Raw genomic sequence first — 24362 nt, 5'->3', positions numbered from 1 at the left:
CATGAAATTTCATAAGCTCGGCCGTACCGGCCAGGACGTTTCCGTGATCTGCCTGGGCACCATGACCTGGGGCGAGCAGAACAGCGAGGCAGATGGCTTCGCCCAGATGGATTATGCCCTCGAACAGGGGGTCAATTTCTTCGATACTGCTGAAATGTATGCGGTTCCGCCGCGGGCCGAGACCGCCGGCTCGACGGAGCGCATCATCGGCAACTGGCTCAAGGCGCGCGGCATGCGCGACAAGGTGATCCTCGCCACCAAGGTTGCCGGCTCGGGCACCTCGATCTGGCTGCGCGACGCCCAGGAGCCGACCCACCTCAATCGCGCCCAGATGACGGAGGCGCTCGACAAGAGCCTCAACCGGCTCCAGACCGACTATATCGATCTCTACCAGCTCCATTGGCCCGAACGCTCGATGCCCTGGGGTTCCAATCCCACCGCCTTCCGTGCCAGCGATCCCGACGAAACAACCACGATCGCCGAACAGCTTGACGTGCTCGACGGCTTCGTGAAGGCAGGCAAGGTTCGCTGGATCGGCCTCTCCAACGAGAGCGCCTGGGGGGCGATGCGCTTCCTCGCGGAAAGCGAGACGCATGGCCTGGCGCGCATGCAGTCAATCCAGAACGCCTATTCGCTGGTCAATCGCACCTTCGAAACCGCCCTGGCCGAGATTGCCATGCGCGAGCAGCTCGGCCTGCTCGCCTATTCCGCCCTGGCCCAGGGCTATCTCACCGGCAAATACCGAGACGGAGCCCTGCCTACCGGTTCGCGCAAGGCCCTTTTCAACCGGCTGCAGCGCTATGAGAAGCCCGGGGCCGACATCGCCGTCGACGCCTATCTCGACCTCGCCCGCGAGCATGGCCTCGATCCGGCGCAGATGGCGCTCGCCTTCGCCAACACCAGGCCCTTCACCACCGCGACCATCATCGGCGCGACCACCATGGTGCAGCTCAGGACGGCCATCGGCTCGATCGACGTCGCCATCCCGGCCGACCTGGAGGCGCGCATCGATGCCATCCACCAGTTGCACATGAACCCAGCCCCGTGAAAGCCGCCGGAGCCCCCCAAGAGAGTCTTGCGACTTGGCGGTCACGCCAGGAACCGCAAAGACGCTCTTGCCAATCCGTTGGATTGGCATGGAACCAAAGAGGGGGAGCAAACAAGCGTTTCCGCCTAGATTCGCTTTGCTCCAAAGGGCCTCATCTCGTTTTCCGCAGAAAAAACCACCGCAGGGAGGGGGCCGCGACGCTTTGCGCTTTCCCCCTGCCGGCAAATCTCATTAGGATTGGGTGTCCGACGATAACCATACGGCGTTAGTGCCATGCCGCGTCTGTTTACCGCTCTGGAAGTCCCTCCCATCATCGGCATGAAGTTGTCGACGCTCCGCGGTGGCCTGCCCGGTGCCCGCTGGATCGACGTCGAGAACTATCACATCACCCTGTCCTTCATCGGCGACATCGATGACAGGCTGGCGCGCGATGTCGCCGAAGCCCTCGACGGCATTCGCCGGCCCATTGTCGACATCGCCGTCGACGGGCTGGATGCCTTCGGCGGCAGCAGGCCGAAATCGGTCTATGCCAGGGTATTGCCCACGCCGCCCTTGATGGAGCTGCAGGCCGTGCAGGAGCGCCTGCTTCGCCGCCTCGGCGTGCCGATCGAGAACCGGCAATATACCCCGCACATCACGCTGGCTCGGCTGCGCAGCGAAGCCACGGCGCGTCTCACCGCCGACTGGCTGGCCTTGCGCGGCGGCGGCCGTCTAAGCTTCACGGCCGAGCGCTTCGTGCTCTACTCCTCGCGCGATTCGGTGGGCGGTGGCCCCTATATCGTCGAAGAGGCCTATGAGTTGCAGCGGCGCGAAGAGGCTGCGCTGCGCTGACATCGTCATTGCTGCCCGCCAAGCCTTGACATGGCCGTCATGGCTATAACGCATCAAGGGAGGCCGACATGCCCCAAGCGAAACTGAACGATGACGAACGCCGCTCCGCGCTGGCCGAGCTTGCCAACTGGGCCGCGACACCGGGCCGCGACGCGATTCGCCGTGTCTTCGTTTTCCGCAATTTCAACGAGGCCTTCGGCTTCATGGCGCGGGCCGCCCTCACCGCCGAAAAGCTCAACCATCATCCCGAATGGTCCAATGTCTACAAGACCGTCGACGTCACACTCTCCACGCATGACGCCGACGGGCTGACCGAACTCGACCTCAAGCTCGCCAGGAACATGGACAAGATCGCCGCGACGATGGGGGTGTGATCCTCGCGGCCAAGCCTGGCTCACAACGAGACCAGACGGCGCTCCATGATGATCGTGCGTTCATCGCCGTGATAACTATCGCGCACGACCTTAAATCCCAGCTTGCTGTAGAATCGTTCAGCCGTCACGGTGGCGGAAACCTGCAATGTTGCAAGACCCGCATGCCGCGCCAAATCTTCGATCCTGCCCATAAGGCGTCGCCCCACGCCCTTGCCCTGAGCATCGGGAGCGACGAACACCGTTCGAATCCACTCTCCCTCCAGGCTCGCAGTCCCGATGATCCGCTCGCCGGCAAGAGCGACAAGGACTTTACGTGTCCGTATCAGCTCTTCCACCCGCGAGGGCGTGAAGCTCTCCTCGACCCTGGCAATGATCTGAGGTGCATAGTCGCGGGCATTGGTTTCTCGTAAAGCCGCGAGGATGATCTCACTGATCGCCGGCGCATCATCGGGGCCGGCACGACGGATATCATGATCGACTGGCATGTCCTCACATTATGACGATGCTTGCCCGGTTCCAAGCCAGTGCCCGGTCGCCTCTCAGGCCGCCTGCCATTTCTGCGCGTATTCGCTGCGCAAGGTGACGAACCAGGGCGGCTGCGCCGGCGACCACCAGACCTTCGCAAGAGCATCGTCGGGATAGGCAGCCCGGAGGAAATCCCGCAGCCTGGCATCGAGCCGGTCGATGGCGCCCCGCGCCGCCGGATTGGCGGAAAAAGCCGTGGCGTAGGCGGCCGAGGCTTCGGGCGTGACGATGAAGCGGGCCCATTCATGGGCCTGCTCGGCATTCCGCGCATTCTTGAGCAGGCCATAGCCCTGCAGCCAGCCAAAGGCCCCTTCCCTGGGTGCCACGAAGCCGACATCGTCGGCATTGAGCACCTGCGCCGTGGTGTCCCAGGTCAGCCCCAGCGTGCAGCCCTTGCTGCGGAAGGCCGCCAGCGCATCGTTTTCGCTGCTCCAGAACTGGCCGATCACGGCCTTGCGCCTGGTCGCCTCGGCCAGTGCGAGGTCCCAGAGCTGGCGCATGGCGGCCTCGTCCTTGTAGCCGTCAAGCCAAGGCCTCGGCAGCTTTCCCTCGGCCTCCAGCACCCGGCCCATCGCAGCCAGCCCGGTCGACGGCCTGATCGCGACCTTGCCGCGATATTTTTCATCGAAAAGCGCGGTGAGGGATGCAGTGCCATAGGTCTGCGGTGCGGCTGGGCGCGCATAGGCCAGGGCCTCCGCGCCCCAGACCACCGGCAGGAAGTAGCGCCGGCCCTTATGCATGGCAGAACCGGTCAGGAACGCCTTGTCATAGAGATCGAGGCTGACATTGCCATCGTTCCAGGGCTGCAGCAGGTCCGCCTGCAGCCATTCCGGCAGGCGGTCGATGGAGGGTTCGACGATGTCGGCGCCCACACCCTGGGCGGCGATGCGCGCCTGCGCCAGCATCGCCTCCTGGTCGGGCTGCTCGCTGAAATTGACGGTAATACCGGTCTTTTCGGTGAATGTGCGGAACAGGGCGCCGAAATCATAACCCGACCAGCCGAGATAGTTCAGCTCCCCGGAGGAGGAGAGCGCCTGGCTGACGATGGCGGGTGAAGCCAGCGCGCCCAGGCCAAGCGCTGCCACCCCGCGCAGGAAGGCGCGTCGTTCGGGCTTTATAAGTTCCCTTCTCCCGTTGGGGGAGAGGGAAAAATGCTCCGGTCGTGGCACTTTCCTCAAACCGGTCTTTCCCCCTATTCGGCCCGGGCCAGCGCCTGCGCAAGGAAGGTGCCGCCGAGTTGCAGGCCCTGATTGTCGATGCCATGGCCGAGCCCACGGCTCATATGGGCTTCGACCGGCACCGAAAGGGCTTTGAGCCCTTCCTGCGAGAACTGCAGCGCGAAGGGCGGAATGACCTGGTCCTGGTCGCCATGCATCAGCAGAACCGGTGGCCTCGCGGTGATCTCCGGCGCCATCACCGTGGGCAACTGCCCTTCCGGACAAACCAGAACGCCGGAATAGCCGACGATGGCCCCCATCGCCTTGGGGCGACGAAGCCCGACATGCAGCGCCATCATGGTGCCCTGGCTGAAACCGACCAAAGCGAGTGCGGTCTCGTCCAGCCCTTCGCGCTCGAGTTCCTCGTCCAGGAAGGCATCGAGCACGGGCCGAGCCTTCTCGACGCCATGCCAGCGCTCATTGGGAATCTGAAAGGTCAGCGGGAACCATTGACGGCCGAAGGGACCTCCCGCACAAGGCTCGGGCGCATGGGGCGATACGAAGGCAGTGTCGGGCAGGAGTTCCTGCCAGGCTCGGCCGATGTCGATCAGATCGTTGCCGTCGGCGCCATAGCCATGCAGGAAGACGACGAGCTGGCGGGCTTTGCCCGATCGGGCGGGCAGGCGGGGTCCGTCGAGCGTCGTCATCCGCGTCTCCTCATTTTGTCTCGCATGCACTGAGCACCGATTCGCGTGACGAAAATGCGTCCCGCGATCAGTCGATCGGTACACCCGACCGATTCTTCATCTTGGCGTAATAGGCAAAGAGCAGGCGGGCGGCAACACCGCGCCAGGGGCGCCAGGCTTCGGCGATCTCTAAAAGGGCGACGGCATTCGGGCGCTCTTCGAGTTCGAGCAGCATGCGCGCGGCTTCCTGCAAGGCGAGGTCGCCCGAGGCAAAGGCATCGCCATGGCCGAGACAGAACATCAGATAGATATCGGCGGTCCAGGGACCGATGCCCTTGACCTTGGTCAACTCCGCGCGGGCAGCATCGGCGCTCAGCGCCGCGAGGGTATCGAGATCGAGCCCGTCCAGCACCGCCTGGCCGAGCGCCCTGAGGGTGCGGATCTTCGGCATCGACAGGCCGCCGGTGCGGAAATCCGCCTCGGGAGCGCTGACCAGCCTCTCAGCCGTGAAGGGATCGAACACCGCCTTGGTGCGTGCCCAGATCGCCCGGGCGCTGGCGACGGAGACCTGCTGGGACACGATGATCCAGGCGAGCGCCTCCAGCCCGCCTTCGTTGCGGCGCAAGGGCGGCTCGCCGCACAGATCGTGAATCGCTGCCAGCCTGGGATCGAGCGCGCGCAGGGCCTCGACGCCGGCAAGGATTTCGGCACGCGAATGGATGATCACGGTCATGCCTCTGTGTTACATCCTGCCCGTGGCAAATCAATCGAACAACCGCCCCGTCCTGCGCTTCGCGCCCAGCCCGACCGGTCATCTCCATCTTGGCCATGCGCTCTCGGCCTTCGAGAACGAGCGCTGGGCTGCGGCAACCGGCGGGCGCCTGCTGCTGCGCATCGAGGACATCGACACCACGCGCTGCCGCCCGGAATTCGTCGCCGCACTGCTAGAGGATCTTGCCTGGCTGGACCTGCCCTTCGAACCATGGCCGAGGCGCCAATCCGAGCACTTTGACCTGTATCGCGAGGCCCTCGACCGTCTTGCCGGAATGGGATTGCTCTACCGCTCCTATGCATCGCGTACGGAGATTGCTGCCGCCATCGACCGGCCGGATCATCCGCGTGATCCCGGGATCACCCGTGATCCCGATGGTACCCCGCTTTATCCCCGCGCCGCACTCGCCGCGGCGGACGACCCAGCCGAACGGGGCCCGACAGAGCCCTTTGCGCTCAGGCTCGACATGACGACGGCCTTGGCCAAGGCCGCGGCCTTGGTACCCCCCCTGTTCTGGCGGGAGCAGGCGTCACCCCAAGAGGCGGGCTTCGAAGCAATTCCAGCCGCACCGGAACGCTGGGGCGACGTGGTGCTGGCGCGCAAGGAATTCCCAGCCAGCTATCATCTGGCCGTGGTGGTCGACGATGCACTGCAGGGCATCACGCATGTCGTGCGCGGCCGGGATCTCTACCATGCCACCGGTCTGCATCGCCTGCTGCAAACCCTGCTCGGCCTGCCGGAACCGATCTACCATCATCACGGCCTGATCCTCGGCCCCGATGGTGAGAAACTGTCGAAATCCGCCCGTTCCACCAGCCTGCGCGTCCTGCGAGCGGATGGCGTTACGCCGGCGCAGATACGGGGAATGGCGGGGATCGTGTGAGGACAGCACTCATTGGCCCTGGCTCTTCCAATCGCAGGCTTCCCTACCCAAATGCGCTTATTTTGTAGGCATGAGCACGCGAAAGGAGGGTCGATCTCCACAGCTCCATCAATTAATGGAGCGAGATCGACCATCTTGGAAACGTAACGCTTGCGAGGAAAGAAGATGCCGATCTGGAGATCGGCACACCGAGCTTCGAGCGCCTTATCCCGCAAAGCCGTAGCAAGTTTCAAAAATACCCGCTCTTTGAAAACGGACATCACGCCTGTTTCGATACGTCCTCGACAGCCAGCCATCCTCCCTCGATACGCACCACCTTGATGCGCGCGCCAGCGCCTGCGTCAGCCCCCTTGACCTGCCACACCGTGTCGCCGACCCTTATTCGCCCCACGCCGTTCACGATCGGCTCGGCCAGGGTGAAACTCTGGCCGATGAGCGCATCGGCCCGGCGATTGAGAAAGGGCTGCTCCTTGTCGGACGCGTCGACCTTGTGGGCGAAATGCCGGCCGATCCAGGCGAAGACCACACCGAGAGCCGCGAACAGCAGGAGCGCCAGCGGCCAGCTCAACGGCCAGAAGAAGCTGATGGCCCCGGTCGCCGCGGCAGCAAGGCCGAGCCAGATCAGGAAAGCGCCGGGCAGCAGCACTTCCAGGCCGATCAGCACGGCGGCCAACACGAACCATCCCCAGACATTGATGGACACAAATTCGTTCATGGGCGGCTCCTAGAGCAAAGTGCGATTTCTCCGAATCGCACTTTGCTCTCGCTCTTTGTTTCGACGCGTCTTTGCGATTCTTGGTGACTCCGTCAAACCGCAAAACGCTATGGTCTCAATCCTGGCCGGTACGCGGCACGCCGGAACCAGGGCGTCTGCCTTGCACCGCGGCCTCCCCGAAGGTTGCCTTGGCGATCTCGCCAATGCCCGCGAGCGAACCGATCAGGGCGGTCGCCTCCATCGGCAGAACGAGCACCTTCTGGTTCGGCGCCGTCGCCATAGCCTGCATCGCCTTCACATATTTATCGGCGATGAAATAGTTGAGCGCAGCGACATTGCCTTGCGCCAGCGCCTCGGACACCACCATGGTGGCGGCGGCCTCGGCCTGGGCCGAACGCTCACGCGCCTCGGCGTCGCGGAAGGCGGCTTCCTTGCGGCCCTCGGCCTCCAGGACCTGGGCCTGCTTCTGGCCCTCGGCTTTGAGGATCTCCGACTGGCGCTGGCCCTCGGCCTCGAGAATGACAGCACGCTTCTCGCGCTCGGCCTTCATCTGGCGCCCCATCGAGGCGATCAGATCGGCCGGCGGTACGATGTCCTTGATCTCGACGCGGGTGATCTTGATGCCCCAGCTCGTCGCGGCGGCGTCAACCACGATGAGCAAGCGGTTGTTGATCTCGTCGCGATGGGAGAGAAGCTGGTCCAGATCCATCGACCCCATGACCGTGCGGATATTGGTCATCAGCAGGTTGAGGATGGCGCTGTTGAGATTGGCGACCTCGTAGGCGGCCTTGGCGGCATCGATCACCTGGAAGAAGGCGACACCATCGACGGCAACGGTGGCGTTGTCCTTGGTGATGATCTCCTGCGTCGGCACATCCAGCACCTGCTCCATCATGTTCATGCGTGCACCGATACGATGAAAGATCGGCGGCACGATGTTGAGGCCAGGCTGAATGGTATAGGCGTAGCGACGAAAACGCTCGACCGTGTAATTATAGCCTTGCGGCACGGTCTTCACCATCTTCATCAGGAAGAACAGCAGCGCAATGGCCAGGACAATGACGGCTGTCGTCGCGGTGAGTGGAATATTGGGCATTGCGGGCTCCAGATCGAGCGAGATTTCATCCTGTCTAGCTGTGGCCGCGAGTGCTGGAAAGCGCTCTCGCAAGCTCCTGCAACCGGAAGATGCGAAAACGCACGAGTGATGCCGCCAGCAACGCCATTGCACTTGCAATACCGCGTGATATTAGGATGTATCGAACGAAACGTTCGGCAAACCGAACGGCTTAGGCGACGTACGATTTGGGCGGTGGGGAAATACAGGCGCATGTCGGAAGGTGAGCAGCTACGGGCGAGCTTCCCGGAACTGGCCCGCAAGCAGGCGGACCAGCCCGATGACAGCCTGGTTATCGATTTCGGCCTGGAACGACCGCTCCGTCTCGACAGCGGCGTCGACTTCGCACCGCTGCGCATCGCCTACACCACGGCGGGCAAGCTGAATGCGGCAAGGTCCAACGCCGTGCTGGTCTGCCATGCGCTGACCGGTGACCAGCATGTCGCCAGCGTCCATCCCGTCACCGGGCGCGCGGGCTGGTGGGATACCTTGGTCGGCCCGGGCAAGCCGATCGACACCGAGCGCTTCTTCGTGATCTGCCCCAATGTGATCGGCAGTTGCATGGGCTCCTCCGGCCCAGCCTCGACCAATCCGGCGACAGGCCGGCCCTATGGCCTCGACTTTCCCGTGGTGACCATCGCCGACATGGTGCGGGCGCAGGCCATGCTGCTCGACCATCTCGGCATCGAGAGCCTGTTCGCGGTGCTCGGCGGCTCGATGGGCGGCATGCTCGTGCTGCAATGGGCCGCTTCCTATCCCGAACGGGTGTTCTCGGCGCTGTGTATCGCCAGCGCCGCCCGCCATACCGCCCAGAACATTGCCTTCAACGAGGTCGGCCGCCAGGCGATCATGGCAGATCCCGACTGGCGCGGCGGCCACTATATCGAGGCCGGCATCCGGCCCGCCAAGGGTCTGGGCGTTGCCCGCATGGCTGCCCACATCACCTATCTCTCCGAGGACGCCCTGCAACGCAAATTCGGCCGCAACCTGCAGGACCGCGCGGCGCGCACCTTCACCTTCGATGCCGACTTCCAGATCGAAAGCTATCTGCGCTACCAGGGCCTGAGCTTCGTCGAGCGCTTCGACGCCAACTCCTATCTCTATGTCACCCGCGCGATGGATTATTTCGACCTCGCCGCCGAGTATGACGGTTCCCTCGCCGCCGCCTTCAGGGGCACGCATACCCGCTTTTGCGTGGCGTCCTTCACCTCCGACTGGCTCTTTCCCACCAGCGCTTCGCGCCAGATCATGCATGCGCTCAACGCGGCCGGCGCCCGCGTCTCCTTCGTCGAGATCGAGACCGACAAAGGCCACGACGCCTTCCTGCTCGACATCCCCGAGTTGTTCGACATGGTGGGCGGCTTCGTCGGCGCCGCGGCCCGCGAGCGAGGCGTGGCATGAACAGGTTCCGCCCGCGCGACACCAGGACGATGACGGCCCAGCGTAGCCCGGCATCAACGCCGGGCACCCGCCTCGATTTCCTGCAGATCCGCGACATGGTGATCCCCGGCGCCCGCGTGCTCGACGTCGGTTGCGGCGACGGCGAATTGCTGTCCCTGCTGGAGGCGACACGCAATGTCGATGGCCGCGGCATCGAGATCAGCCAGCTCGGCGTCAACGCCGCCGTCGGCCGCGGCCTCGCGGTGATCCAGGGCGACGCCGATTCCGACCTGAGCGACTATCCCGACGACAGCTTCGATTATGTGATCCTGTCGCAGACCCTGCAGGCCACCCGCAAGCCGCGCCAAGTGGTGGAGGACATGCTGCGCATCGGTCGGCGTGCCATCGTCTCCTTCCCGAATTTCGGCCATTGGCGCATCCGTCGCCAGATCATGTTCCGCGGCCGCATGCCGGTGACCGACAACCTGCCCTATGCCTGGTACGACACTCCCAACATCCATTTCTGTTCGATCCGCGACTTCGTCGAGATGGCGCGCAGCCTCGATGCGGTGATCGAACGGGCCGAAGCGCTGACGCTGTCGGGCCAGCCGGTCCAGGTCCAGGCGCCATGGTGGTTCTGGAACCTGTTCGGCGAGCAGGCGGTGTTCCTGCTCAGAAGACGGTAGACTGCCGTCCACCGGCAAGCGTCCTGTCATCCCCGGCCAAGTTCCTCGCGAGCACAGTTAGAGAGGACGAGGGTATCGTCACAAGCTTTGCTTGTGACTGGGATCAAGGGGCCAATGAGACGCAGGCTTCTCGCCTCTGGATCCCCTTTCCTCGCTTCGCTTGCCGGGGATGACAGCCCTTTCAATGACGCCGGGAGTCACGCCCCATCGGCGAGACGGCCCGCAGGGCTCGGCAGCAGCACCGGCGTGAATTTCGGCGACACCGCCCGCTTGGCACGCACCGTGATCGGCCGGAACACCTGCTTGGAGGCCTCCACGATGTGCACGCCGGCAAAGGGAGAGGCGAAGCGGGCGGCAAAGCGCTCATAGGCGGGAGCGGAGCGCAGCGCCCAGCCATGGAACATCGGCGGCAGATAGAGCGCTTCCGTCCAGTTCACCGGCGAGAACAGCGCATCGCGCAGCAGGCGGGTCAATTGCGGGCGGGAAAAGGGCCGGCCATTGCCAAAGGGCGTGGCATCGGAGCGCGCCCAGACCCCTCGCCGGTTCGGCGCCACCAGCATCACCGTGCCGCCGGGCGCCAGCACGCGCCAGATCTCACGCAGCGTGTCGAGGGCAGAATCGGCCTCCTCGAGCAGATGTATGGCCAGCACCCGGTCGAGGCAGCCATCCGCCAGGGGCAGTTCGGTCTCCTCGACCAGCGCGGCGGCGAGCGGGCCGTTCTCCGGCCATTCCAGCACGCCCTGCGTCGATGGATTGAACGAGACCACGCGTTCGGCCTCGTCGCGGAACATAGTGAGATAGGGCGCGGCAAAACCGATGCCGGCGACACGCTGGCTGCTGAGATCGCTCCAGCGCGCCCGGATCTTGGTGGCAATCAGGCGGCCGGCCACGATGCCCAGATTGGTGCTGTAGAAGTCGCGGAGATCGACGACATCGAGCGACATTGGAACCAACACCTAGTTACGACAGCGACAATTCGATCTCGCAGGCCGGGACGACGCCATTGCGCGCCAAGCTAATCCGCAAAAACTGGCGAGAACAAGAGAATTGGCCAATCCGAAGAGAGCAGCCCAAACGAAGCAATTCCGTGTCCATCGATCCCCAGCACCGATCAGGGCTGCAATGCGCGCTGAAATCGCTCAGCCGGCAAGCGCAATAGAATGCATGAGCCCTCTCCCATGCCGGGAAAGGGCTCACGGATCAATCGATCAAGAAAACGGCCGAAGCTCAGTTGGTCGCCGTGGCGCCTTGGTCGCCGCCCAGGCCGAGCCAGCGCTTGTAGAAAGGCTGCTCCGTCGGCGGATTGGTGATCGCCGGCGGCAGCTCGGCCATCTGGGCGGCCGGAAGCGCGGCTCCAGCCATCATCGGCTTGCCCGGCGTCAGCGTCTTTGCCTTGCCATGCTTCGGCTTGGTATCGGGCACAGTGCCGGTCTGGATCGGGTCGACATTGATCGCCGCCGCCGGCGAGGCCGGTTGTTCGGCCGGCGCATAGCCGAGCCAGCGCGCATAGAAGGGCTGTCCCTCCGGCGCGGCGGCCGCCACCAATCGGCTTGGCGGAGCGTTGGCAGCGGGAGCAGCCATAGCCACGGCAACCGGCTTCTGCGGCATGGGAGCCGGAAGCTTGTTGCCCATCAGGCGGGCATAGACGGCCTCCTGACGCTTGGCGACGGCCTTCGGATCCGCCACGCCCTTGATCGGCTTGCGGGCCACTGCCGCTTCCGAATAGAGCAGGCTTTCGGCTGCGGCATAGGTCACGCGATGGGCGGCATTCGCGTCTGCTTCCGTGGCCGGCGCGCCCGCATCGTTGAGGGCGACTTCGGTCACGTCGACACGCGAATAGGTGAAGGGACGATCCTTGCCGGGCACAGCCGACTGGTCGACGGCGCGCGCGGCGAACACCGGATTGGAGCCGCCATCCTGGTAGATATAGTTGACGGCCTTGGTGCCGGAGGCAACCAGCGAGGTGATCTTGGCATCGTCGCCGCGCCGCTTCTCGTAAACGGCGGCAGCCACATTCTGGCTGGCGGGCGCGATAGCGCAATCGGTCCCACCATTGCCGTTGAAGACATAGCGGCCCTTGCAGACGTCGACCTTGACCGTCTGCTTGGTGACCTCGAAATTGTCGGTGCCTTCCTTCAGGTTCTGCCAGAAGCCGATATTCGGGTTGCGGCGATTCCTGGCCATGTTCTCGGGCGTCATGCGGAAGGGCAGCGACTGCACCTGGAACGAAGCCTGCCCGCCCTGCAACGCCTCACGCGCCACGGCATAGATCTCGGCCACCTGCTTGTCGGTCATGGCAAAGCAGCCGCGCGAGGAGCAGGAGCCATGCACCATGATGTTGCCGCCGGCCCGGCCGAGCTGGCGATCGAAGTTGTTGGGGTAGCCGATGTCGAAGGACAGATAATATTGCGAATTCGGATTGAGACTGCTCATGCCCACCGCATAGAAGCCTTCGGGCACCTGGCGGTCGCCCTCGCTCTTCTTCGGACCGAGCTGTCCCGACCAGCGGCAGACCGGATAGCTCTTGAGCAGAGCATAACGCCCGCTCGAGGTCTGCTTCCAGAGCTCGAGTTCGGACTCCTTCTTGTAGATGCGCACCAGGATGGGCGCGGAACGCGCCATGCCCTTGGCCTGCATTTCGGCAATCAAGGCCTGCGGCACCGGGCTAGTCGAACGAACACTTGCGCCATTCTGATTGGAACAGGCCGCCGCCAGCAAAAGGACCGGCACGGCCATTGCAATCTTGCGCATCAACTTGAAGTGAGCGGTCATGAACCAGTGAACCCGTGCAAAGTCAGTAATACGGACTAAGGGACATTTACAATCAACGACCGCTCGCCGCAAGCCATGGCCCGGTCGTGGTTACGCAACAGCGTGAACGGAACCTTAACGGCACAATGCCTGATTCCACGCCCCGCCGATAGGGGCCTTCCACCGGAAACTCGGCCGGGACCCTATAGACTTCCTCACGACCAGACAAGCATCGGCAACAACAAAACTTCATTTCGAGCAGGATGCGAGGATACGACATGGAGTCTTTGCCGCCCCGGGTCTGACGGATGCCCCCTCTATACTGCTTGTGATACGGCCTGATCCTGGTCCCGCCCGCTGTCATGGACCTGTCGCACGCGCTGGCTATCCCTAGCGCGAAGCGCGTTCAGGGGGAACGCGCCCTCTTCCAGTTCTTTGTTTCCACGCGTCTTTGCAACTCTCGGCACGCTCGCCAAACCGCAAGACGCTTCAGTGACAAAGTCTGTTCGCATCCGCGAAAGGATTGCCATGCGCACGCTCCTCGCCGCCCTTGCGGTCACCACCATGCTGATCGGTCCCAGCCAGGCCGCGGGCATCTATCCGCTCGACCGCGCCACCATCCTGGCCGGCTCGCCCTTCGACTTCAAGGCCGAGTTCGCCGGCACGGTGAAGCCGGAGGATGTACGCGTCACCGTCAACGGGCAGGACTACAAGGGTGTGTTCGGCAAGGACGTCGAGTTCGTCGCCTCCGAGAAGGGCAAGGACGACAAGGATCTAGGCTCGGCGGTACTGCTGCGCGGCCTGACCCTCGCGGTGCCGGGTAGCTACAAGATCGAGGTCTCGGCCGGCGGGCAGAGCCGCAGCGTGACCTGGGACGTCTTCGGCACCGCCGCCACGCCCAAGGCCAAGAACATCATCTTCCTGCTCGGCGACGGCCTGACGGTCGCCAACCGCACCGGCGCGCGCATCATGTCCAAGGGCATGACCGAGGGCAAGGCCAATGGCCGCCTCGCCATGGACGACCTCGACCACATGGCCTTCATCGGCACCTCGTCGACGGACGCCATCGCCACCGACAGTGCCAACACGATGTCGGCTTACATGACCGGGCACAAGACGGCTGTGAACGCTCTCGGCGTCTATGCCGACCGCACGCCCGCCAGCCTGGACGATCCGCGCGTCGAAACCATCGCCGAAGCGGTGCGCCGCACCTCGAAGAAGTCGATCGGTGTGGTCTCCACCGCCGAGATCGAGGACGCCACCCCGGCTGCCGTGGTTTCCCATACCCGCAAGCGCGCCGACAAGGCCGAGATCGTGGGCATGTTCTACGATGTGAAGCCGGACGTCATCCTGGGCGGCGGCTCGGCCTACTTCCTGCCCAAGTCGACCACCGGCTCCAAGCGCAAGGACGACAAGGACTACATCCAGCTCTTCAAGGACGCCGGCTATGCGCTGGCCACCGACAAGGACAGTCTCGCCGCGGCCTCCGGCACCAATACCGGCAAGATCCTCGGCCTGTTCCACACCGGCAACATGGACGTCGCGCTCGACCGTTTCCTCCTCAAGAAGGGCACGGTCGAGAAGTTCCCGAACCAGCCCGGCCTGGTCGACATGACCAAGGCGGCACTCGACCAGCTTTCCAAGAATCCGGAAGGTTTCTTCCTGATGGTGGAAGGCGCCTCCATCGACAAGATGTCGCATGCGCAGGATGCCGAGCGCTCGCTCTATGAGACCATCGAGTTCGACAAGGCCGTCGGCATCGCCCGCGAATTCGCCAAGACCCATCCCGACACGTTGATCGTCGCCACCGGCGACCATACGCATTCCATGTCGGTGATCGGCACCGTCGACGACAGCAAGCCCGGCACCGACATGCGCGAAAAGGTCGGCATCTATGCCGACGCCGGCTTCACCAATTACGAAGACAAGGACGGCGACGGCTATCCCGACAAGATCGATCCCAGCAAGCGCCTGGCCGTCGTCTACGGAAACTATCCCGATCACTACGAGACCTTCAGCCCGAAGCTTGGTGGCCCCTATGAGCCCGCCATCCAGAACGAGAAGAAGGAATATGTCGCCAATCCGGCCTATAAGGACGTGCCCGGCGCGGTCTTCGTCCAGGGCAACATCCCGCGCAACAATGACAGCACCGCCCATGCCGTCGACGACATCGTGCTGCAGGCCACAGGCCCGGGCGCCGAGGGCTTCAAGGGCTATCTGGAAGAGAGCGATGTCTATCGCGTCCTGGCCGACGCCTTCGCACTCGGCGCTTCCAGCGCCCAGAAAGCCCAGATGCAATAAGGCTTTGCCCGGAAATAAACAGGTCGAATTAGCTCAACCTTTGTCATTGCCGGGCTTGACCCGGCAATCCAGCCCTCCTCCCGGCATTGAAGACGAGGCGGCTGGATGCCCGGGTCAAGCCCGGGCATGACAAAGGAAGCGTTTCAGTTGTTGCCGACAACGCCTAATGATCGGACGACGGCCTCGGGCGGTTGGCCGCCCGAAGGCGATGTTTCCTGGGAGCGCCGACCTCGGCCGGCGTAAGAGCTCACCATGACGTCAATCCCTTTCCTGCCCCGCCGCCACGTCCTCACTTTGCTCGGGCTGTCGCCGCTCCTTCTGGCGCAGCCGGCCCTGGCTACCTCGGCGGCAACGCTCGGCTTTCCCGAACTCTATGGCAAGATCAGCGTGCTGGGCCTGGAGTTCTCGGCCAAGGTCAGGGAGCTCGACGGCAAGGACGTGGTGATGAGCGGCTTCATGGCCCCGCCCCTCAAGGCGGAAGCCACCTTCTTCGTGCTCACCGAAATCCCGATGTCGATCTGCCCCTTCTGCTCCTCCGACTCGGACTGGCCCGACAACATCGTTGTTGTTTATCTCGACGAGAAGCAGACCTTCGTGCAGCCCGGCACCAGGATCGAAGTGTCGGGACGCCTGGAAATGGGGTCCTGGACCGATCCGGAAACCGGCTTTCTCAGCCGTCTGCGCCTGCGCGACGCGCACTATTGGGCGGTCTGAGCCGGTGCTGGCGCTCGATCTCGAAGACATCGCCGTCTCCTTTCCCGGCCTCGCCACACCGGTGCTGCGCATCGGCAGGCTCGTCCTCGCGGCAGGCAGCCAGCTTGCCGTGACCGGCCCATCGGGCTCCGGCAAGAGCACCTTCGTCAACGTCGTCACCGGCCTCGAACGCGTCGGGCAGGGCCGGATACGCTGGGGCGATACCGACATCGCCAAGCTGCCGGAAGGTGCCAGGGACCGCTGGCGCGGCAGCACAATCGGCCTGGTCATGCAGGATTTTCATCTCTTTCCCGGCCTGTCGGCCCTGGAGAACGTGCTGTTGCCGCTGCGCCTGTCCGGGCGGGCCGGCAAGACCGCTATCGAGCGTGGCCGAACCCTGCTCGGACGGGTCGGCCTGCTGAGGCCGGATCAGGCGATCGACGGCATGTCCCGCGGCGAGATGCAACGTGTCGCCCTCGCCAGGGCCCTGCTGCGCCGGCCGGCCGTGCTGGTAGCCGACGAGCCGACCGCGAGCCTCGATGCCGAGAGCGGTGCCGCCGTGGGCGACCTCCTCATCGAGCTCGCCGGCGCGGAAGGCAGCACGCTCATCATCGTCTCGCACGACATCGCACTGACGGGCCGGCTGGCAAGGCGGCTCACGTTCGCTGCCGGCCATATCGTGTCCGACGAGCAGGTAAGGGCACAGGCCGCATGATCCGCTTCGTCCTCGCTGATCTGCGCCGGATCTGGCCGGGAGCGCTGGCCGTGGTGCTGCTGGTGGCTCTGGCGACCGCGCTCGGCGTCGGCGTGGTGCTGCAGGAACGGGCTATGCGCCTTGGCAGCGCCCGGGCAGCCGACAGATTCGATCTGGTCGTCGGCGCCGCCGGCAGCGAGACCCAGCTCGTCCTCTCGTCCGTGTTCCTACAACCCTCGCCCCTGCCGCTAATGCCGGCGGAAACCGTGCGCAAACTCAGCGCCGATCCCCGCGTTGCCTGGGCCGCGCCGATCGGCTTCGGCGATTCCTACCAGGGCCGGCCGATCGTCGGCACCACGACGGCCCTGGTGAACGCTCTATCGGATGGCCTGGCCGAAGGCCGCGCCTTCACTGCCGAGGGCGAGGCAGTGGTCGGCGCCGCAGCCGGGATTCCGCTCGGCACCCGCATCAAGCCCTCGCATGGCATGGCCGAGGAAGGGGGCCATGCCCATACCGAGCTCGCCTATACCGTGGTGGGGCGTCTCAAGCCGAGCCATACGGCCTGGGACAAGGCGGTCTTGGTGCCTGTTCAGGCCGTCTGGCATCTGCATGGGCTCGGTCATGCCGAGGAAGCGGCTGATCACGATGCCCACCCCCAGCACGAGGAAACCAACCCTGAAGAAGCCGGGCATGAGGAGCATGAGCATAAAGGCGCGATCGATGCGACCGCGCCGCTCGACGAGAGCTTCGCCAATACCGTCGCAGGCGTTCCAGCCCTGCTGGTCAAGCCCAAGACCATCGCCGACGCTTACAAGCTGCGCCAGGCCTATCGCGGCGAGGGCACACTCGCCGTCTTTCCGGCCGAAGTGCTGACGCGGCTCTATGCCACGCTCGGCGATGCCCGCACCGTGCTGGTGGCGGTGGCGGCCGGCGCCCAGCTCCTGGTCGCGGCTGCCCTGATCTTCGTGACGGTGATCCATGTCGGCCAGCGCCGGCGCCAGATCGGAGCGCTCCGAGCCCTCGGCACGCCGCGCCATATCGTTCTCGCCATCGTGTGGTCCGAGCTTTTCGTCCTGCTGGCGCTCGGCATCGGGGCTGGCTTCGCGCTCGGCTATCTCGGAGCCCTCTCGATATCGGGCTGGGTGACGAGCTGGAGCGGCATGATCCTGCCGGTGGCGTTCACGCGAGGTGATCTCGGCCTTGCCGCCCTGCTGGCAGGCTTCGCCGCCATCCTCGGCCTCGCACCCGCTTTGCTCGCCTACCGGCAATCGCCTGCAGCGGCCTTGCGAGGGTGAGGTAAGGTTTGCAGAGCACGCCGGCTGGGACCGCGGACTTCGCGTCCGCCCCAAGCACCAGCCTTACAGGCTGCGGCCGATCATCAGATATTTGTCCTGGCGCGCCCGGATCAGGGCTTCGCGGGACTGGTTGAACAAATCGCGCATCGAATTCTGGATGAAATCGCCCGCGGTCTCGATTGCCTTCTCGGGCAAGCGATGCGCGCCGCCGGTCGGCTCGGGAATGATGGCGTCGATCACGCCGAATTTGAGCAGGTCCTGCGCCGTGATCTTCATGTTGTTGGCGGCATCCTGCGCCTTGCTGGCCTCGCGCCAGAGGATGGAGGCCGCGCCTTCCGGCGAGATCACCGAATAGATGGAATGCTCCAGCATCAGGACCCGGCTCGCCGCCGCCACCGCAATGGCGCCACCCGAGCCGCCTTCGCCGATCACCACGGCGACGCTGGGCGAGCCCAGCCCCAGGCAGGCATCGGTCGAGCGGGCGATCGCCTCGGCCTGGCCGCGCTCCTCGGCATCGATGCCCGGATAGGCGCCGGCCGTATCCACGAAGGAGATCACCGGCAACTCGAAGCGATCGGCCAGTTCCATCAGGCGCACGGCCTTGCGATAGCCTTCCGGCCGCGCCATGCCGAAATTATGCCGGATACGGCTTTCGGTATCGGAGCCCTTCTCATGACCGAGGATGCAGACGGCCTCGCCACGGAAGCGCCCGAAGCCGCCGATGATGGCTTCGTCGTCGCCGAACTTGCGGTCGCCGGAAAGCGGCGTGAAATCCTCGATCAGGGCGGCGATATAGTCATTGGCATGCGGGCGCTCGGGATGGCGAGCCACCAGGGTCTTCTGCCAGGGCGTGAGCTGGGCGTAGAGATCCCGCAGCGCCTGGTTCGCCTTGGCCTCGAGCCGCTGGATCTCGTCCCCGATCGCCACTGCGTCACCCGACTCCGCCATCGCGCGCAGTTCCTCGACTTTGGCCTCGAGTTCGGCCACGGGTTTTTCAAAATCGAGATAGCTGCGCATGGGTGTCCAAATGACGACGAAAGGAGCCGGAAACTGGCGTCTCACGCCAGGGAAGTCAAGGAAGGGTTTCGTATATCTCCCCTTCGCACAGACCGTTCACCACTTCATGACGAAAGGGGCGGTCCGGCGAACGGTGCTATTTCTGTCGTCTCTGGCGTTGGGCGCGGGCGAGAACCGGAAGCACCATCCGCGTCGGCAGGACCGACAGGATGGCAACCATCAGCCTGGGGATCATACCCGGCACCACCACGGTACGACGTCCGAAATAGCCCGCAAGGCCGATATGGGCAACATCCTTTGCCGAAAGCGGGCGCGTGACGGCGATGACGCCGGACTTGCCGAAGCCCGCCCGGGCGCCGAACCCGGTCGGCACCGGGCCGGGGCAGAGGGCGCAGACCCTGATGCCGCTCTCACGCTCCTCGAAGGCCAGCGCTCGCGTCAACGACAGCACGAAGGCCTTGCTGGCATAGTAGACGGCAAGGCCCGGCCCCGGCGTGAAACCTGCGACCGAGGCGACGTTGAGCACGCCACCCTCGTTTTCTCGGATCTCGGGCAGGAAGGCGAGCGTCAGCGCCAGGAGCGCCCGGCAATTGAGGTTGACCATGCCGACCTGGCCTGATACCGGCAGATCCGCCATATCGCCCGCCAGGCCGAAGCCGGCATTGTTGACGAGATGCCGTACGCTGAGGTCCTGTTCCCGCAGCACGGTTCTGACGGCCTCGGCCGCATCGGCACGTTCGAGATCCAGCGCCGCGACCGCCACGAAGCGCCCCGTGGCGGCAGCGATCTCGCTCTGGACGCGCAGCAATTGGCCGTGTGTCCGGGCGATCAGCAGGAGATCCTCGCCCTGCTCGGCCAGGGCATGAGCCAATGCTTCGCCTATGCCGCTCGAGGCTCCCGTGACCAGCGCGACCGGACGGCTCACTCGCTGGCTTCCGGCAGGAGCACGTTGTTCTGGGCGGCCACCTTGCTGCGGATCGTGGTGCGCGCCGGCCCCGGCACGTCGAGGGCTTCGGCAACGCGCCAGACGAGATTATCCTCGAATTCGTGCAGGAGGCCGTCGGCGAACACGATCTCCCACATCATCTCGATGATGCGCTGACGGCCCTCGATATTGTAGGCGCGCTTCACCACGCCGGTGAAATCATTGAAATCGAGGGCATCGCGATTGCGCTCTCCTGCTGCCGCCAGCAGAGCGCGGGTCTCGTCCTCGTCGAGCGAAAAGCGCTCCTGCAGCAGCGCGGTCACGCGCGCCTTCTCGGCCGGGCTCTCGACTCCGTCCACATTCATGGCATGGACGAGCAGCCCCGCGGCCGCGACGCGATGATCCGTCTCGTCGAAGACATAGCGCGGCCTGGCCGGCTCGCCCAGCGCGAAACCGCGTATCAGCTTTTGCAAGCGAGCCAACATTGCAACATCCCGACTCAGAACCAAAACCCCGGAGAAGGCGTGTTCACGCGTGAATGCGCCTTGCTCCAACTCTCCGTGTTCCAGCCAATCCAGGTGATTGGCTAAGGCGTCTTTGCGGTTCTTGGCGATTCCGTCAAACGGCAAAGACCGTTTCCTGCGCGGGCTCCAACCACACCCGGCCGGCATTACCTAAAGCAAGGCGCGGTTTCTCCGAAGCGCACTTTGCTCTCACTCCATGTTCCAACGCTTCTTTGCGATTCTGGGTGATTCCGTCAAATCGCAAAACGCCGTAGCAGGCGACAAATAGAACTTGAATTCAATATGCGGAGCCCCTCCGCAAGTTCAACCCATCGGCAATTAAAAAAGCCGGCGGTCCCGCAGGACCGCCGGCTGTTCATGTAAAGCCGATTTGCTTAGCGCCTATTCGCTGGCCGTTTCCGCGCTCGCCTCGGCTGCTTCACCTGCGGCGGCAGCCTTCTTCGAGACCCGGCGCTTGCGCGGACGCGGAGTAGCCGCGGCCTCTGCTTCCACCGGAGCGGCAGTCGGCGCTGCTTCTACCGGTGCCGCGGGAGCGGGGGCTGGTGCCGGAGCAACTGGAGCCACCGCCGGCGTGCCGGTGATGAAGGAGGGCAAGGTGGAAAGGGCGTGATCGTCATGCAGATCCGGTTGGGGCTGATCGACCGGCACCACAGGCGCCGGCTGGAACGTGCCGCGCTCACCCTGCCCACGCTCGTTGAACAGCGGCCCATCACTGGTATTGGCGCGATCCCGGAAGGGACGATCGCCACGATCGCCGAAACGGCGGTCACGCCGGCCATGACGCTGATTGAAGCGCGGTTCGCCGCCGCTTTCGCCTTCGGCAACCGGGCCATTGGCCTGTCCGTCGAACGGACGATCACGCTGACGGTCCTCCCGATAAGGCCGGTCCTCGCGAGGCTGCCGGTCTTCGCGAGGCTGCCTGTCCTCGCGAGGCTGGCGTTCCTCGCGCGGGCTGCGTTCGCCATTGAAGCGGTCATTGCGGTCACGGAAACGGTTTTCACGCTCGCGATAAGGCTGACCGCCTTCGCCACGCTCACCGTAATTGCGGTCGCGTCCCGGCTGCACCAGCCGCGGCTGCTCGTCGAATCCCTGCGGTGCGCCAAACTGATTCGCCGGCGAGCCGAAGCCTTGCGGCATCGAGGGGATCGGCCCCTCGAAATCGGAATCGTCGCCCTCTTCCTCATCCTCGGCACCATGGCCGAAATTCTGGTCGCTGGTGAACTGGGGCTGCGCCGCCGCGATGATGCGGAAATAGTGCTCGGCGTGCTGCAGATAGGATTCGGCCAGGATCGGGTCGCCGGAGGATTGGGCATCGCGCGCCAGCTGAACATATTTTTCAGCGATGTGGGCGGCGGTTCCACGAACCTTCACGTCCGGGCCGTTCGACTCATAGCTCCGGCTCAGCGGGTTCGGACCCTTGCCGCCGCGTGAACGACCACGCATACGCTTTTGCTGTCCCTGCCTCATAGATTGATCTCATTCTCCGCTATAAACTTGCGCAACCCCGCGAGGCGACGGCGAACCTTCGTCATGGCCATTGCATCACATTGGTCAATGCACGGGTCAGGAAAACCATGGTTCCGCCTGCGTCGGGCGCAGCAGCACACTCCGGCAGATCGCCACCTCGGCTCTTGGTACCGGAATAGGCATTTTCACCGTTGGGGCGAACGAGCGCTTCGCTCGATGTTCGACTAAAAGTGCATCTGCACTAGAGCCGGCTCGTACTATCGACGCCAGCCCCGAACGATTTGTGTATCTCTAGATAGTCGCTCGCGCAGCAAAGTCCAAGCCCTTTTTTAAAAGGCCCCGGCGCTTTGTGCAGGAAATATGCAGCTCAATCGAGATTTTGCGGCATATGAGGTTTTTTGGCACCTCGGCTTGTCATTCGCGCGCCGATGGCCCATATACGCGGCGGGAGGTTGGCGGTGGACGCAACACTCGCCAACCGGGTCAGATCCGGAAGGAAGCAGCCCCAACGAGACCGATGCGGGTCTTCGTCCAACCTCCTACCTCATGGAACGGCGGATCGCGGATTGCCCCAGGCAGATTGCGATGGATCGGACCGTGGATCCGATCCATCGCAATCTGCTGGAGTCCAGATGCTTGCAGAATTGACCTGCTTCATTCAGGGATGGAGCAGGTCAATTCTGCTTCGAGGGATTCGGGGGAATTGATGGAAGACGCGAACACGACGCCGCCCGATAACCAGCCCTACCGCGTTCTCGCCCGCAAATACCGCCCGCAGACCTTCGACGACCTGATTGGCCAGGACGCGATGGTGCGTACCCTTTCCAACGCCTTCGAGACGGGCCGCATCCACCAGGCCTATATGCTCACCGGCGTGCGCGGTGTCGGCAAGACCACGACGGCGCGCATCCTGGCACGCGGGCTCAACTACGAGCCGCCGGAAGGCGGCGGCAAGCCGACCATCAACATGCCAGGCCTCGGTCGGCACTGCCAGGCCATCATCGACAGCCGCCACATCGACGTCATGGAACTCGACGCCGCGTCGCATAACGGCATCGAGAATATCCGCGAGATTACCGACGGCGTGCGCTACGCCCCGGTCTCGGCGCGCTTCAAGGTCCTCATCATGGACGAAGTCCATATGGTGACCACCCAGGCCTTCAACGCCTTGCTGAAGACGCTGGAAGAGCCGCCGCCGCATGTGAAATTCATCTTCGCCACCACCGAGATCCGCAAGGTTCCGATCACCATCCTGTCACGCTGCCAGCGCTTCGACCTGCGCCGTGTCGACAGTGGCCTGCTCGCACGCCATCTCGGCATGATCTGCGAGAAGGAAAACGTCTCGATCGACGCGGCAGCGCTGGCGATGATCGCGCGAGCCGCGGAGGGCTCGGTCCGCGATTCCCTTTCCCTCCTCGATCAGGCCATCGCCCATTCCGGGTCAGGAAGTCTTGGTGGCGGCACGATCGACGGCGAGAGCGTGCGCGCCATGCTCGGCCTCGCCGACCGTTCGCGCGTGATCGACCTGTTCGAGGCCGTGATGCGTGGCGACGCCGCCTCCGCCCTCGATGAACTGCGTGCCCAATACGACCAGGGTGCCGATCCGGCGGTGGTGCTGTCGGAACTGGCCGAATTCACCCATTTCGTCACGCGCGTGAAGATCTCGCCTGCCGCGGCCAACGATCCTTCGGCCACCGAGATCGAGAAGGTGCGCGGCTCCGAGCTTGCCCAGACGCTTTCGATCAAGGCGCTGACGCGCCAGTGGCAGATGCTACTCAAGGGTATTCCCGAGACCCAGACCGCCGCCAAGCCGCTCGCTGCCGCCGATATGGTGCTGGCGCGCCTGTGCTATGCGGCCGATCTTCCCTCGCCCGACGACCTCATCCGCCAGCTCGGCGAGAATGGCGGCTCCCTACCGGCACGCGGACCTGCCGCATCGCCGCCTGGGCCCCCACCTGCCACCCCGCGGGCCCAGTTGATCACCGCCGCTACCCAGGCGCAGTTCCAGCCGCAGCCCCAGCATACCCCGATGCCGGGACCGGCCTCGGCCGCGCAGCCGAGCCGCGCGCTCGCCAGCTTTGCCGAGATCGTCAGCCTCGCCATGGAAAAGCGCGACCTGCCGCTGAAGCTCGCTCTGGAGCGCTTCGTGCGCCTGGTCGCCTTTGCCGATGGCCGCCTCGACATCGCCCTCGAACCAGGTTCGCCCCAAGGCCTGGTCAATGACCTCTCGCGCAAATTGTCGGACTGGACCAGCAAGCGCTGGCTGGTGGTGCTGTCCTCGGAAAAGGGCGAGGCGACCCTGCGCGAGCTGGCCGAGGCCCGGCAGGCCGCCGTGCTCTCGGGAATCAGGGCCGATCCCTTCGTGCGCGCCGTGATGGAACGCTTTCCCGGCGCCGAGATCGTCGACATCCGGGACAACGCCCCGGTCGAGACGCAATCCCTGCCGCCAGCGCCCGATGATGGCGGCGATCCCGATGATGCCGACGAGGCCGCATCCTATTCGGCCGACGATATTTGATTGGAT

General features: G+C 64.4%; 23 protein-coding genes and 1 other RNA gene. 12 read left to right on the top strand and 12 right to left on the bottom strand.

From position 1 onward, the window contains the following. Position 1 precedes the first annotated feature (1 nt). From ACR9ZN_RS25660 to ACR9ZN_RS25650, 3 genes are all read left to right on the top strand, one after another. Positions 2 to 1048 (top strand): aldo/keto reductase, encoded by a 1047-nt coding sequence (locus ACR9ZN_RS25660; RefSeq protein WP_481273508.1) that lies wholly within the window; start codon positions 2 to 4, stop codon positions 1046 to 1048. A gap of 273 nt (positions 1049 to 1321) precedes the next feature. Then, positions 1322 to 1879 (top strand): RNA 2',3'-cyclic phosphodiesterase, encoded by a 558-nt coding sequence (thpR, locus tag ACR9ZN_RS25655; RefSeq protein ID WP_481273507.1) that lies wholly within the window; start codon positions 1322 to 1324, stop codon positions 1877 to 1879. A 68-nt stretch (positions 1880 to 1947) separates the two neighbouring features. After that, a complete protein-coding gene (locus ACR9ZN_RS25650) occupies positions 1948 to 2253 on the top strand; it encodes a 4a-hydroxytetrahydrobiopterin dehydratase (RefSeq protein ID WP_434959238.1) in 306 nt (101 codons plus the stop codon). Positions 2254 to 2273: 20 nt separating this feature from the next. Here the strand turns inward: ACR9ZN_RS25650 and ACR9ZN_RS25645 are convergent, their stop codons facing one another. The 4 genes from ACR9ZN_RS25645 to ACR9ZN_RS25630 all read right to left on the bottom strand — a co-directional run bounded on the left by ACR9ZN_RS25645 (position 2274) and on the right by ACR9ZN_RS25630 (position 5354). Further along, a complete protein-coding gene (locus ACR9ZN_RS25645) occupies positions 2274 to 2738 on the bottom strand; it encodes an N-acetyltransferase family protein (protein WP_481273506.1) in 465 nt (154 codons plus the stop codon). Positions 2739 to 2792: 54 nt separating this feature from the next. After that, complete coding sequence (locus ACR9ZN_RS25640) at positions 2793 to 3863, bottom strand: extracellular solute-binding protein (RefSeq protein ID WP_481273505.1); 1071 nt, start codon at positions 3861 to 3863, stop codon at positions 2793 to 2795. 107 nt (positions 3864 to 3970) lie between these two features. Further along, entirely contained in the window at positions 3971 to 4642 is a 672-nt protein-coding gene (locus tag ACR9ZN_RS25635) for an alpha/beta hydrolase (protein ID WP_441772957.1), read from the bottom strand. Between the two features lie 67 nt (positions 4643 to 4709). After that, positions 4710 to 5354, bottom strand: a complete 645-nt coding sequence (locus tag ACR9ZN_RS25630) for a DNA-3-methyladenine glycosylase family protein (RefSeq protein ID WP_481273504.1) — start codon at positions 5352 to 5354, stop codon at positions 4710 to 4712. Between ACR9ZN_RS25630 and gluQRS the strand changes: the two genes are divergently transcribed. Then, on the top strand, positions 5353 to 6276 hold the full coding sequence (gene gluQRS / locus ACR9ZN_RS25625) for a tRNA glutamyl-Q(34) synthetase GluQRS (protein ID WP_481273503.1): 924 nt from the start codon (positions 5353 to 5355) through the stop codon (positions 6274 to 6276). The genes ACR9ZN_RS25630 and gluQRS overlap by 2 nt on opposite strands. Positions 6277 to 6535: 259 nt before the next feature. On the opposite strand, the gene ACR9ZN_RS25620 is transcribed toward gluQRS, so the two are convergent. Both ACR9ZN_RS25620 and ACR9ZN_RS25615 read right to left on the bottom strand, forming a co-directional pair. Further along, on the bottom strand, positions 6536 to 6991 hold the full coding sequence (locus ACR9ZN_RS25620) for an NfeD family protein (RefSeq protein WP_441772959.1): 456 nt from the start codon (positions 6989 to 6991) through the stop codon (positions 6536 to 6538). A 115-nt stretch (positions 6992 to 7106) separates the two neighbouring features. Then, positions 7107 to 8018 (bottom strand): SPFH domain-containing protein, encoded by a 912-nt coding sequence (locus ACR9ZN_RS25615; protein WP_434959753.1) that lies wholly within the window; start codon positions 8016 to 8018, stop codon positions 7107 to 7109. Positions 8019 to 8318: 300 nt separating this feature from the next. Between ACR9ZN_RS25615 and metX the strand changes: the two genes are divergently transcribed. Together metX and metW are read left to right on the top strand one after the other, a co-directional pair. Then, positions 8319 to 9506: a homoserine O-acetyltransferase MetX gene (gene metX, locus ACR9ZN_RS25610; protein ID WP_454811978.1), complete on the top strand. Its 1188-nt coding sequence runs from the start codon at positions 8319 to 8321 to the stop codon at positions 9504 to 9506. Beyond that, positions 9503 to 10171: a methionine biosynthesis protein MetW gene (metW, locus tag ACR9ZN_RS25605; RefSeq protein WP_441772961.1), complete on the top strand. Its 669-nt coding sequence runs from the start codon at positions 9503 to 9505 to the stop codon at positions 10169 to 10171. The genes metX and metW overlap by 4 nt, the downstream gene beginning before the upstream one ends. 197 nt (positions 10172 to 10368) lie before the next feature. Here the strand turns inward: metW and ACR9ZN_RS25600 are convergent, their stop codons facing one another. Both ACR9ZN_RS25600 and ACR9ZN_RS25595 read right to left on the bottom strand, forming a co-directional pair. Beyond that, complete coding sequence (locus tag ACR9ZN_RS25600) at positions 10369 to 11115, bottom strand: methyltransferase domain-containing protein (RefSeq protein WP_434959229.1); 747 nt, start codon at positions 11113 to 11115, stop codon at positions 10369 to 10371. Between the two features lie 283 nt (positions 11116 to 11398). After that, positions 11399 to 12943: a L,D-transpeptidase family protein gene (locus ACR9ZN_RS25595; protein ID WP_481273502.1), complete on the bottom strand. Its 1545-nt coding sequence runs from the start codon at positions 12941 to 12943 to the stop codon at positions 11399 to 11401. A 507-nt stretch (positions 12944 to 13450) separates the two neighbouring features. Between ACR9ZN_RS25595 and ACR9ZN_RS25590 the strand changes: the two genes are divergently transcribed. The 4 genes from ACR9ZN_RS25590 (at position 13451) to ACR9ZN_RS25575 (ending at position 17905) form a co-directional block, all read left to right on the top strand. Further along, positions 13451 to 15223, top strand: a complete 1773-nt coding sequence (locus ACR9ZN_RS25590) for an alkaline phosphatase (protein ID WP_434959227.1) — start codon at positions 13451 to 13453, stop codon at positions 15221 to 15223. A 252-nt stretch (positions 15224 to 15475) separates the two neighbouring features. Beyond that, positions 15476 to 15937: a hypothetical protein gene (locus ACR9ZN_RS25585; RefSeq protein ID WP_454811974.1), complete on the top strand. Its 462-nt coding sequence runs from the start codon at positions 15476 to 15478 to the stop codon at positions 15935 to 15937. A gap of 4 nt (positions 15938 to 15941) precedes the next feature. Then, positions 15942 to 16631: an ABC transporter ATP-binding protein gene (locus tag ACR9ZN_RS25580; RefSeq protein WP_454811973.1), complete on the top strand. Its 690-nt coding sequence runs from the start codon at positions 15942 to 15944 to the stop codon at positions 16629 to 16631. Then, positions 16628 to 17905 carry an ABC transporter permease gene (locus tag ACR9ZN_RS25575; protein WP_454811972.1) on the top strand — a complete coding sequence of 426 codons (1278 nt, stop codon included), beginning with the start codon at positions 16628 to 16630 and terminating at the stop codon, positions 17903 to 17905. Before ACR9ZN_RS25580 ends, ACR9ZN_RS25575 begins: the two co-directional genes overlap by 4 nt. Positions 17906 to 17968: 63 nt before the next feature. Here ACR9ZN_RS25575 and ACR9ZN_RS25570 read toward each other — a convergent pair whose 3' ends face one another. The 4 genes from ACR9ZN_RS25570 to ACR9ZN_RS25555 all read right to left on the bottom strand — a co-directional run bounded on the left by ACR9ZN_RS25570 (position 17969) and on the right by ACR9ZN_RS25555 (position 21814). Further along, complete coding sequence (locus ACR9ZN_RS25570; protein ID WP_441772965.1) at positions 17969 to 18922, bottom strand: acetyl-CoA carboxylase carboxyltransferase subunit alpha; 954 nt, start codon at positions 18920 to 18922, stop codon at positions 17969 to 17971. A gap of 136 nt (positions 18923 to 19058) precedes the next feature. Continuing rightward, positions 19059 to 19847 (bottom strand): SDR family NAD(P)-dependent oxidoreductase, encoded by a 789-nt coding sequence (locus ACR9ZN_RS25565; RefSeq protein ID WP_481273501.1) that lies wholly within the window; start codon positions 19845 to 19847, stop codon positions 19059 to 19061. Further along, the gene (locus ACR9ZN_RS25560) at positions 19844 to 20332 is read right to left on the bottom strand and encodes a tellurite resistance TerB family protein (protein WP_441772966.1); all 489 of its coding nucleotides are present in this window, start codon (positions 20330 to 20332) and stop codon (positions 19844 to 19846) included. The genes ACR9ZN_RS25565 and ACR9ZN_RS25560 overlap by 4 nt, the downstream gene beginning before the upstream one ends. A 420-nt stretch (positions 20333 to 20752) precedes the next feature. Further along, positions 20753 to 21814 (bottom strand): DUF4167 domain-containing protein, encoded by a 1062-nt coding sequence (locus tag ACR9ZN_RS25555; protein WP_434959220.1) that lies wholly within the window; start codon positions 21812 to 21814, stop codon positions 20753 to 20755. 470 nt (positions 21815 to 22284) lie between these two features. On the opposite strand from ACR9ZN_RS25555, the gene ffs reads away from it, so the two are divergent. Together ffs and ACR9ZN_RS25545 are read left to right on the top strand one after the other, a co-directional pair. Then, positions 22285 to 22382: signal recognition particle sRNA small type (gene ffs, locus ACR9ZN_RS25550), an RNA gene on the top strand. Positions 22383 to 22544: 162 nt separating this feature from the next. Next, positions 22545 to 24356 carry a DNA polymerase III subunit gamma/tau gene (locus tag ACR9ZN_RS25545; RefSeq protein WP_481273500.1) on the top strand — a complete coding sequence of 604 codons (1812 nt, stop codon included), beginning with the start codon at positions 22545 to 22547 and terminating at the stop codon, positions 24354 to 24356. Positions 24357 to 24362: the final 6 nt, after the last annotated feature.

The sequence above is a fragment of the Labrys sp. HAY1-8F genome, from assembly GCF_056754975.1.
The sequence above is the reverse complement of the archived record's forward strand: the minus strand, read 5'-3'. Positions and strand labels throughout refer to the sequence as shown.

Excerpts from the sequence above, each read along its gene's own strand:
- ACR9ZN_RS25660 (WP_481273508.1), top strand. The coding sequence starts at position 2 with ATGAAATTTCATAAGCTCGGCCGTACCGGCCAGGACGTTTCCGTGATC.
- thpR (WP_481273507.1), top strand. The coding sequence starts at position 1,322 with ATGCCGCGTCTGTTTACCGCTCTGGAAGTCCCTCCCATCATCGGCATG.
- ACR9ZN_RS25650 (WP_434959238.1), top strand. The coding sequence starts at position 1,948 with ATGCCCCAAGCGAAACTGAACGATGACGAACGCCGCTCCGCGCTGGCC.
- ACR9ZN_RS25645 (WP_481273506.1), bottom strand. The coding sequence starts at position 2,738 with ATGCCAGTCGATCATGATATCCGTCGTGCCGGCCCCGATGATGCGCCG.
- ACR9ZN_RS25635 (WP_441772957.1), bottom strand. The coding sequence starts at position 4,642 with ATGACGACGCTCGACGGACCCCGCCTGCCCGCCCGATCGGGCAAAGCC.
- gluQRS (WP_481273503.1), top strand. The coding sequence starts at position 5,353 with ATGCCTCTGTGTTACATCCTGCCCGTGGCAAATCAATCGAACAACCGC.
- ACR9ZN_RS25630 (WP_481273504.1), bottom strand. The coding sequence starts at position 5,354 with ATGACCGTGATCATCCATTCGCGTGCCGAAATCCTTGCCGGCGTCGAG.
- ACR9ZN_RS25620 (WP_441772959.1), bottom strand. The coding sequence starts at position 6,991 with ATGAACGAATTTGTGTCCATCAATGTCTGGGGATGGTTCGTGTTGGCC.
- ACR9ZN_RS25615 (WP_434959753.1), bottom strand. The coding sequence starts at position 8,018 with ATGAAGATGGTGAAGACCGTGCCGCAAGGCTATAATTACACGGTCGAG.
- metX (WP_454811978.1), top strand. The coding sequence starts at position 8,319 with ATGTCGGAAGGTGAGCAGCTACGGGCGAGCTTCCCGGAACTGGCCCGC.
- metW (WP_441772961.1), top strand. The coding sequence starts at position 9,503 with ATGAACAGGTTCCGCCCGCGCGACACCAGGACGATGACGGCCCAGCGT.
- ACR9ZN_RS25600 (WP_434959229.1), bottom strand. The coding sequence starts at position 11,115 with ATGTCGCTCGATGTCGTCGATCTCCGCGACTTCTACAGCACCAATCTG.
- ACR9ZN_RS25595 (WP_481273502.1), bottom strand. The coding sequence starts at position 12,943 with ATGACCGCTCACTTCAAGTTGATGCGCAAGATTGCAATGGCCGTGCCG.
- ACR9ZN_RS25590 (WP_434959227.1), top strand. The coding sequence starts at position 13,451 with ATGCGCACGCTCCTCGCCGCCCTTGCGGTCACCACCATGCTGATCGGT.
- ACR9ZN_RS25585 (WP_454811974.1), top strand. The coding sequence starts at position 15,476 with ATGACGTCAATCCCTTTCCTGCCCCGCCGCCACGTCCTCACTTTGCTC.
- ACR9ZN_RS25575 (WP_454811972.1), top strand. The coding sequence starts at position 16,628 with ATGATCCGCTTCGTCCTCGCTGATCTGCGCCGGATCTGGCCGGGAGCG.
- ACR9ZN_RS25570 (WP_441772965.1), bottom strand. The coding sequence starts at position 18,922 with ATGCGCAGCTATCTCGATTTTGAAAAACCCGTGGCCGAACTCGAGGCC.
- ACR9ZN_RS25560 (WP_441772966.1), bottom strand. The coding sequence starts at position 20,332 with ATGTTGGCTCGCTTGCAAAAGCTGATACGCGGTTTCGCGCTGGGCGAG.
- ACR9ZN_RS25555 (WP_434959220.1), bottom strand. The coding sequence starts at position 21,814 with ATGCGTGGTCGTTCACGCGGCGGCAAGGGTCCGAACCCGCTGAGCCGG.
- ACR9ZN_RS25545 (WP_481273500.1), top strand. The coding sequence starts at position 22,545 with ATGGAAGACGCGAACACGACGCCGCCCGATAACCAGCCCTACCGCGTT.